The sequence below is a fragment of the Enterobacter sp. CFEC122 genome (assembly GCF_052983755.1).
Genome location: NZ_JBRIQR010000013.1, coordinates 130,090 through 138,306 on the forward strand (window position 1 = coordinate 130,090; position 8,217 = coordinate 138,306).

The 8,217-nt window shown below is 52.1% G+C and carries 8 protein-coding genes; 4 read left to right on the plus strand and 4 right to left on the minus strand.

Annotated elements, in window-relative coordinates:
* Positions 1 to 123: 123 nt before the first annotated feature.
* The 3 genes from ACVCAM_RS11580 to ACVCAM_RS11590 all read left to right on the plus strand — a co-directional run bounded on the left by ACVCAM_RS11580 (position 124) and on the right by ACVCAM_RS11590 (position 4,125).
* Positions 124 to 1,212, plus strand: coding sequence for an ABC transporter substrate-binding protein (locus ACVCAM_RS11580; RefSeq protein WP_407223631.1), 1,089 nt, complete (start codon positions 124 to 126; stop codon positions 1,210 to 1,212).
* A gap of 80 nt (positions 1,213 to 1,292) precedes the next feature.
* Complete coding sequence (locus ACVCAM_RS11585) at positions 1,293 to 3,062, plus strand: ABC transporter permease (protein WP_023294491.1); 1,770 nt, start codon at positions 1,293 to 1,295, stop codon at positions 3,060 to 3,062.
* Positions 3,055 to 4,125: an ABC transporter ATP-binding protein gene (locus ACVCAM_RS11590; RefSeq protein WP_025912427.1), complete on the plus strand. Its 1,071-nt coding sequence runs from the start codon at positions 3,055 to 3,057 to the stop codon at positions 4,123 to 4,125. The genes ACVCAM_RS11585 and ACVCAM_RS11590 overlap by 8 nt, the downstream gene beginning before the upstream one ends.
* Positions 4,126 to 4,299: 174 nt before the next feature.
* Here the strand turns inward: ACVCAM_RS11590 and ACVCAM_RS11595 are convergent, their stop codons facing one another.
* The 4 genes from ACVCAM_RS11595 to ACVCAM_RS11610 all read right to left on the minus strand — a co-directional run bounded on the left by ACVCAM_RS11595 (position 4,300) and on the right by ACVCAM_RS11610 (position 7,359).
* Complete coding sequence (locus tag ACVCAM_RS11595) at positions 4,300 to 4,656, minus strand: putative T6SS immunity periplasmic lipoprotein (protein WP_025912428.1); 357 nt, start codon at positions 4,654 to 4,656, stop codon at positions 4,300 to 4,302.
* Positions 4,657 to 4,658: 2 nt separating this feature from the next.
* Positions 4,659 to 5,201: a type IV secretion protein Rhs gene (locus tag ACVCAM_RS11600; protein ID WP_025912429.1), complete on the minus strand. Its 543-nt coding sequence runs from the start codon at positions 5,199 to 5,201 to the stop codon at positions 4,659 to 4,661.
* A gap of 651 nt (positions 5,202 to 5,852) precedes the next feature.
* Positions 5,853 to 6,725 carry a DUF6998 domain-containing protein gene (locus ACVCAM_RS11605; RefSeq protein WP_025912430.1) on the minus strand — a complete coding sequence of 291 codons (873 nt, stop codon included), beginning with the start codon at positions 6,723 to 6,725 and terminating at the stop codon, positions 5,853 to 5,855.
* Between the two features lie 175 nt (positions 6,726 to 6,900).
* On the minus strand, positions 6,901 to 7,359 hold the full coding sequence (locus ACVCAM_RS11610; protein WP_155267968.1) for a helix-turn-helix domain-containing protein: 459 nt from the start codon (positions 7,357 to 7,359) through the stop codon (positions 6,901 to 6,903).
* A gap of 122 nt (positions 7,360 to 7,481) precedes the next feature.
* Between ACVCAM_RS11610 and ACVCAM_RS11615 the strand changes: the two genes are divergently transcribed.
* Positions 7,482 to 8,217 (plus strand): hypothetical protein (locus ACVCAM_RS11615; RefSeq protein ID WP_447093599.1); only part of this gene is annotated, 736 nt, incomplete at its 3' end.

Genomic DNA, 8,217 nt, shown 5'->3' on the forward strand with positions numbered 1-8,217 from the left:
ATTGCTGAAACGACGGCGACAATCACACTTCGGAATCATTGCCCTCGCCTCCCTATTGTCGGAGGCGCGCTTTACGCTATGTTGACAATTAGTTCCTCAAATGTAACTAAAAGGTTAACTATAATGTCGAACACGTTCCGAATTTCTCTGCTTACCGTTACCGTACTGTTCTCTGCTTCTGCACTGTCTGCCCTGCCGCAGGGTTATCCTGCTGAGTATCAAAAAGTGGTTGATGCCGCCACGAAAGAGGGCAAGGTTGTCATCTATTCCACCACCGACATCAAAGCTGCCGGCCCGCTGATCCAGGGCTTCGAAAAAACCTACCCGGGCATTAAAGTCGAATACAACGACATGAACAGCACCGAGCTGTACAACCGTTTCATCAGCGAACAGGCTTCCGGCGGCGTGAGCGGCGACGTGGTCTGGAGCTCTTCGATGGACACGGGCCTGAAGCTCGCCACCGACTACGCCATGGAGTACAAATCTCCGGAGCAAAGCCAGCTGCCGAAATGGGCGGTCTGGAAAGATAAGGCCTACGGCACCACCTATGAGCCGGTGGTCTTTATCTACAACAAGCGCCTGATTCCGGCCGGTGACGTGCCGGATTCTCACGCCGCGCTGGCGAAGCTGATTGCCAGCCAGACGGACAAATTCAAGAACAAAGTCACCACCTACGATATCGAAAAATCGGGTCTGGGCTTTATGCTCTCGGTGCAGGATCACAACGCCGATCCGAACTACTTTAAAACCCTGGCCGACGTCGCCAAAGGGGGCCTGTCGGTGCAGTCGTCTACCGGCACCATGATGGAGCGCGTCTCCTCCGGTGAAAACCTGATTGGCTTCAACATCCTCGGTTCTTATGCGGAAGCGCGTGCGAAAAACGATCCGTCACTCGGCATCTCCTATCCGAAGGATTACACCCTGGTGCTGTCGCGCGTGTCGTTCATCAGCCAGCAATCGCAAAACAGCAACGCCGCGAAGCTGTGGCTGGACTACGTGCTGTCTGAACAAGGGCAAGGCATTCTGGCCAACCAGGCGGACATTCCCTCCATTCGTAACGATATCGAAGGGAAAAATGATATCGACGGCCTGACCAAAATCCTCGGCAACGCGCTGAAGCCGATCCCGGTTGATGAAACGCTGCTGGAATACCTGCAGCCGAAAAAACGCCTCGAGTACATCAAAGAGTGGCGTACCGCCGCCGGTAAATAAGCGTCTGAGCGCGGCGCTGGCCGCCGCGCGCCCTTATCGACTGAGTTCGTTTTTCTGGGCTGCAACACCAGGGATACCCCATGAATACATTACGCAGAAAGTGGCAAAGCCTGCCGCGAGGCATCGTCGTGCTGATAACCGCCCTGGTTATCTACACGCCGCTGTCGTTTATCGTGATCCAGAGCTTCCTGTCCGCGCCGTTCTTTTCGCCGTCAAAAGAGTGGAGCTTTGAATCATTTGATTTTATTTTCACCGATCCTGATTTTTATAAGGCCCTGAAAAGCGGCTTTATTCTGGCTTTCGGGCTGGTCTTTATCTCTATCCCGCTGGGCGGCGTGCTGGCGTTTCTGATGGTGCGTACCGACCTGCCCGGTCGCCGGCTGATTGAGCCGCTGATCCTGGTCCCGATTTTCGTTTCACCGATGGTGCTGGGCTTCGGCTACGTGGTGGCCGCCGGTCCGGTGGGCTTTCTCTCCCAGTGGGCTGAGGCGCTGATTGGCTTTGTGCCGTGGAACATCTACGACATGTCGAGCATTGTGGTCATTGCCGGCCTGACGCACGTCCCGCACGCCTATCTGTATATCTCGTCAGCGCTGCGCAGCGTGGGCTCCGACGTGGAAGAAGCCGCACGCACCGCGGGCGCGTCGCCCTGGCAGGTGATGACCTCCGTCAGCCTGCCGATGGTGCGCCCGTCTATTCTGTACGCCACCGTGCTGCTGTTCTTCCTCGGGCTGGAAGTGTTCGGCCTGATGCTGGTCCTCGGCGACCCGGAAGGCAACATGGTGCTGGCGACCTATCTCTATAAGCTGACGAACAAGATGGGCACCCCATCTTATAACCTGATGGCGGCGGTTGCCGTGGTGCTGATCTGCATCACCATCCCGCTGGTGATGCTCCAGCGTCGCCTGATGCGCACCGCCAACCGTTTCGTCACCATGAAGGGCAAGGCCTCCCAGGCCCGCGCGCTGCCGCTGGGTAAATGGCGCTGGGTGGCTGGCGCGGTGATTGCCTTCTGGCTCACCGTCACCATCGGCGTTCCGCTGCTCGGCGTGGTGCTGCGCGCGTTTATCTCCAACTGGGGCGTGGGCGTTTCGCTGTGGGACGAGCTTTCTCTGAACACCTTCCGCACCATCTGGGCGCAGCCCAACCTGCTGCGCGCCATCGTCAACTCCATGGCGATTGGCGTCATTGGCGGCGCGCTGGCCGTGGTGTGCTACCTGTTTGTCGGCATTGCCATGCACCGCAAGCCGGATAACACCACGCGTTTCCTGGACTACAGCGTGCTGGTGCCGCGCGCCGTGCCAGGCCTGCTGGCGGGTCTGGCCTTCCTGTGGGTGTTCCTGTTCCTGCCGATGTGGCTGGATAACTCGCTGAAATCCGGCTGGCTTTCCGGATTCGCCTGGACCGACTGGATGCGCGAAAACGTCATCGTCTGGCTGCGTTCGCTGCGAAGCACCATTTTCAGCGTCTGGCTGGCCTATACCGTGGTGTGGATGGCTTACGGGCTGAGGCTCATCTCTTCCACGCTGCTGCAGGTGGGGCCGGAGCTTGAAGAGGCGGCGCGCAGTACCGGAGCAACGCGCGGGCAGATCACCCGCCACGTTACCATCCCGCTCTCCCGCTACGGCCTTATCGGTTCGTGGCTGCTGATGTTCCTGATCTTTGAACGCGAATACTCAACGGGTGTGTACCTGCTTTCACCCGGCACGGAGACCATCGGCTCGATGCTGGTTTCCCTCTGGGCCGCGGGTGCCATCGATATCGTGGCGGCGCTCTCTTTCATTAACATCCTGCTGGTCGTGGTAGGTCTGGGCATTGCCCTTCGTTTCGGAGTGAAAATACATGATTGAATTAGCGGTTGACGATCTGCACTTAACCTACGGCGACAATCCTGTTTTAAAAGGTGTCTCCATGAACCTGAAGCGCGGCGAAGTGGTCTCCCTGTTAGGCCCCTCCGGCAGCGGCAAAACCACCCTGCTCCGCGCCGTCGCGGGTCTGGAAAAACCGACCCAGGGGTCGATTGTCATTGGACAGAATAAAGTTTACGACGGTACGCCGCGCAGCGAGGTCCCGGCGGAAGAGCGCAATCTGGGGCTGGTATTCCAGTCCTACGCCCTGTGGCCGCACAAAACCGTATTTGAGAACGTGGCCTATCCGCTCAAGCTGCGCAAAGTCCCGGCCAAAGAGATCCAGCAGCGCGTGCAGGACGTGCTGGACCAGCTTGGTCTGGGCCATCTTGGCAAACGTCACCCGCATCAGCTCTCCGGTGGGCAGCAGCAGCGCGTGGCGATTGGCCGGGCGCTGGTGTACAACCCGCCGGTGATTTTGCTGGACGAGCCGCTTTCCAACCTCGACGCCAAACTGCGCGAAGAAGCCCGCGTGTTCCTGCGCGAGCTGATTATCAAGCTCGGGCTGTCCGCGTTGATGGTGACGCACGACCAGAACGAAGCGATGTCCATTTCCGACCGTATCCTGCTGCTTAACAACGGCAAAATTGAGCAACAGGGCACGCCGCAGGAGATGTACGGCTCGCCGAAGACGCTGTTTACCGCCGAATTTATGGGCAGCAACAATCGCCTGCACGGCAAGGTCACCGACGTGCGCGACGGCAGAGCGCGCATCGAAGGGAAAGGCTGGGTGCTGTGGGGCCAGGCCGGTGAAGGCGTGCAGAGTGGCGCTGACGCCACGGCAGTGATCCGCGTCGAGCGCGTCGCGGTGGTTGAGGGGCTAGGGGAAAATCAGCTTGAGCTGCCGCTGCTCACCAGCATGTACCTCGGCGACCGCTGGGAGTACCTGTTCCGCACGGTGGGGGATGATTTTGTGATCCGTGCGTATGGGCATGAGGTTCGGGATCCGCAGCACTGCCATCTTTCGCTGCCGGAGAAGCATGTTTGGGTGTTCCCGAAAGGGTGAATTTAAGAGGAAAAGGCTGCGGGATGCGGCCTTTTTACGTTAGAAAACAGGAACAGCGTACCAAAGATCCTCATTTTTTAGATAGGGCAGAATCGTCTGCCGGGGCGGAGTAAATCTATAAATGACTTTGAGGTCTCTGTTAAACCCGTGGTGATTCAGGGGCGGTTTGCCCCCTTATTCTTTGGGATAAGAAAATTCAGCAGTGACTAAATGCGATTCTGATTTACCTGATTGGACGTCATACGCGAAGTTATACCGCTCTCCAGGTGCAAATTTAAATCCGAACACAGGAAGACACCCGCCCTTTTGAACATACACGGGCTTGTCATCAAATATCTTGTGAAGAGAGTCGCTATTATCACTGTTGATTTGGATAGCAGTGATCCGTTCCTGTGGCTCCAGTGGTGACACCACACAAACTTGATTATCTTTGATTAATGCCGTTGTAGATTCACGATCTACCATTCGATCACCCGGCCCAGGGCATCCCGTTAAGATGAATACAACACCCAGCAACATTTTGTTCTTCATGTTTAACGCCCCTTCCCTGTTACGATTTTTTGGTAAAGCGAAGGGATATCCTGCAATAAATCTACGCCCCTGTACATCCCCATGCGCCCTGGTCTCTGATAGTAAGACCACTTACTGATCCCATAAACCAGTAGCAACCAGTAATCAGCTAAAATAGAGGCTTGCTGTTCAAGAGAGTAATCAGTGAGTTTTTCTTTATCCAGCCTGTAGGTATATTCAGCAGCCCAGCTAAAAGCTCCCCGCATTCTCACCCATTGCCCGTGTTGGTGTTGCCAGACATGCCCCAGTTCATGGATGAAAACATATTTATCTTCGATGAAGACCGAGTTTGCGGAAAAGTCTTCCCTGTACATCGACTTTCTGTACCATAACTCTCCGTTTGGAGTCATCGCGTAGTTTTGTTTTTGTAGTCCGAATGGTAAATAACTGTCGCAATGAATCCAGACACGGCTATAAACTATCGAATCACCGAACACCCTACGAGCCATTGCAATCTCGCCTAATGTCATCCGGCGTAATTTTCCTTCCTCTGCCTGTGCGCTCATAAACTGTCCTCCTTGTATGATTTATATCAGGGTATCCAGGGAGCATAAAACGCGCAACTAACAGATTTAGGACAATAGAAGACATAAAGCCCCGTTGATGATGCAGCAACAAGCGGAGCGTAGCGACTTCATCAGATTGTCAGAGGGATCACACCTTATCAGGGTGCTCGTGTACCGTCAGGAGCGTGAGCGAAGCGCTGGCAGAGCCTGCATATCGTGTGCAGGTACGTTTACCACTATACACCTGTTTACGTGCCTCATAAGGCCGCACATCGGGCTTTAATGCGTGATCAATCTGTTGATGGCATAACGATGCTTGGATGGGCTTTATCTTCACGTTTTGCTATCGCGGTGTGAGGATGCTACTGCCGCCAACGCTGAGTTATACTGTCATCTCACCATGTAACTTAGCGTGACAGTTACCAAGGGCGGATCAAAATGGTAGAACCCATAGGCAACAAAAAATAGGTAACTATTTAAGTTCCTGATAGAGAAGGCTTCAAAGACTTGTTTACAAGTGGAAATTCTGGAGCGGGCGAAGGGAAAACACCCCCGCTCCAAAGATCTCGTAATCCCATGGATTTGTTAACAAAAAATTTGTGCATTGTAGGAGGGTTTTGTAGGAGGAACTACAACGATTTACAAACCGCTTCACTCCAGAACGCTGATAAGTTTTAGCGCGTCACTTCTGACAGAATCTTGTATTCGCTCAGAGTCAGCGATCAATACCAAAGCCTCAATACTTAAACCATCCCTGATCACTTTTCGCGCTTTACTGAGACGGCTCCGGCAACTTTTCTCTGTATAACCCTCACGTGAGTGCATTTGCTCAATGATATAAGCGCTTGATAAATTTGAATCGGCAAAATGATGGTAGTAGTTTACGAAGCACTCCATCCCGATAGCCTTAAGGAGGGTGACCAGGGTAACACTACTCGTTATCTTATCTGGTTGATTCGATAACTCTTCCATAGGTTCGGGTGGAAGGGTTTGCATAGCCGCTTCATTGACTGAAGCCGAACTCCTTACAATCAATTCCTCTTTGATGGAACTAACTCGGGGATCAGTAAGAATCGCGCCCTTGAGGTTAACGATATGTGCGTTAACGTGGTCACTATGCCGAGCGTAATCTCGTATTACTTCATGTGGGATTTTGTAGGCATCAAGAATGTTGTAAGTTTCATCGAAAATAACGGCTATCAAATAATCAAAATCGGCAGCTTCATAGTTACGCAATGCACTGAGTTGCCGGGAAGGATTATCCGGCGTGACTCTCCTCGCTTTGATCTGCACTTTCTTGCCATCAGCATCAATGGCATCAGCACCCGCCGACGAATTACTGAGAAGAGTCATACCCAGTGCATTAGAAACCAGCCATTCAGCATAGTCACCAACAGGATTATTCTTGGTGCGAATGACACCTCTAGAACGCAACTGCGTTAAAATTTCGGAATGAAGTGACAGCAATTCAAGATTATTCAGCGCATTTAGCCAATCATATGATGTTAAATGATTATTTTTCAAAAACACTCTCCATTGCCGAAGTGAAATGCCACTGTAACGCCTACGTAACGCACCTGGATTTTGATGTTTTGTCGACTCTTATAGAAGAGTAAGACTGATTCATAGGTGTCTCATCTTTTGCCAAAGAAGACTGTTCATTAATACAGCATCCAGAATTTATAAACTTACACTTACTTCACTTTCTCAGTTTGCCCCACCGCACTGCCGAAACAATACCCCAGTTGCCACTGGCATTGGGCCTACGCCATTTTGCTGTCTCCATGCTACGGAGATACTCAAGAGCTTCAGAAAACGTGCCAAAACGCTTCTGAACCGCTTTATCACCTACGCCAAACGAACCATCACGGGTGCTCGCCAAACCGGGGTGAAAACAGGAACCATCGGCTGCGTATGGAACCAACAGTTCAGGATCGTTATCTTCAGATGAGTCAGACGCTAACAACTGCCACGGCTCAACACTGAGAGCATTAGCCAGCACCTCAATCGCATCCAAAGACGCATTAGAACCGCCGCGTTCAATGCGGCTCATATAGCTACGAGCAAACCCACACCGATCGGCAAAGGCTTCCTGACTCATTCCGGTGGCAATGCGCAACTCTTTTACTCGTTGTCCAAACAGTTTTCTCAGGGTCATGTTCATGCTCTGAATTTGCGCAGATGTCCACTAAAGAGCCACGCACCAATAGTGACATTTTGAGTCAATGCGTTATCATGCGGTTAAAATCACCGCTGGGGTGGATTCTGAGGGATAACAACATGTCAAAAACACGGCTTAGTAAGCCCGGTTTTTCTGCCAAGTCTGTGCTGACCATTATGTTAATCGCTGCGTCATCTGCATCTTATGCAGCAGAAAGCATCGATCAACTGGCGACGCGCATCGGTATGGATCACTTTCGGGAAGCGATTAAGAATGGCGACCGTAACGCCTTTAAAACTCTACCGGCAAAAGGCTATAAAAACGGTCTTACCGGGCTGCTCATCAAAACTAACACCTACGTTAACCCCGAATACAGCTTTGCTGATTGCGATACGGACACCGTTATTATCTCGGCGCAAGAACATAAAACACTCCCTGGTTGCCGCATATCTTTAAAGCTAGCGACTAAAGATGCTGACGGTAGCTATCACGATAATGGCATTCGCATCGAATACGGTATTGCGACCGGTTCCAAAAAGTTTATCGCCAACAATTCAATGTGGGCACAACATGCCATCAGCGGTGATAAAGTGTTAGAAGGTGCTATCCACCCGGATAAAACAAATAACCATAAAGATCAAATGTGCATGGGTATGGCTCAATTTACTGCAAACGTAACCGAAGGCCGAAACGGAGGAATGAGCAAAGGTGAATATTATCAGCGACTTGATAATATGAACGGTAAGTCCGAAGTCACTCCTCAAATGATCATGCTCTATAAGACCTTCGTTGACTACGTATATGAACACCCGAAACAAGATGCTCAGGTTTCAGCGGCCTTTGTTTACAATAACT

Coding starts and splice junctions, on each gene's coding strand:
- ACVCAM_RS11580 (WP_407223631.1), top strand. CDS start 124: ATGTCGAACACGTTCCGAATTTCTCTGCTTACCGTTACCGTACTGTTC.
- ACVCAM_RS11585 (WP_023294491.1), top strand. CDS start 1,293: ATGAATACATTACGCAGAAAGTGGCAAAGCCTGCCGCGAGGCATCGTC.
- ACVCAM_RS11590 (WP_025912427.1), top strand. CDS start 3,055: ATGATTGAATTAGCGGTTGACGATCTGCACTTAACCTACGGCGACAAT.
- ACVCAM_RS11595 (WP_025912428.1), bottom strand. CDS start 4,656: ATGAAGAACAAAATGTTGCTGGGTGTTGTATTCATCTTAACGGGATGC.
- ACVCAM_RS11600 (WP_025912429.1), bottom strand. CDS start 5,201: ATGAGCGCACAGGCAGAGGAAGGAAAATTACGCCGGATGACATTAGGC.
- ACVCAM_RS11610 (WP_155267968.1), bottom strand. CDS start 7,359: ATGACCCTGAGAAAACTGTTTGGACAACGAGTAAAAGAGTTGCGCATT.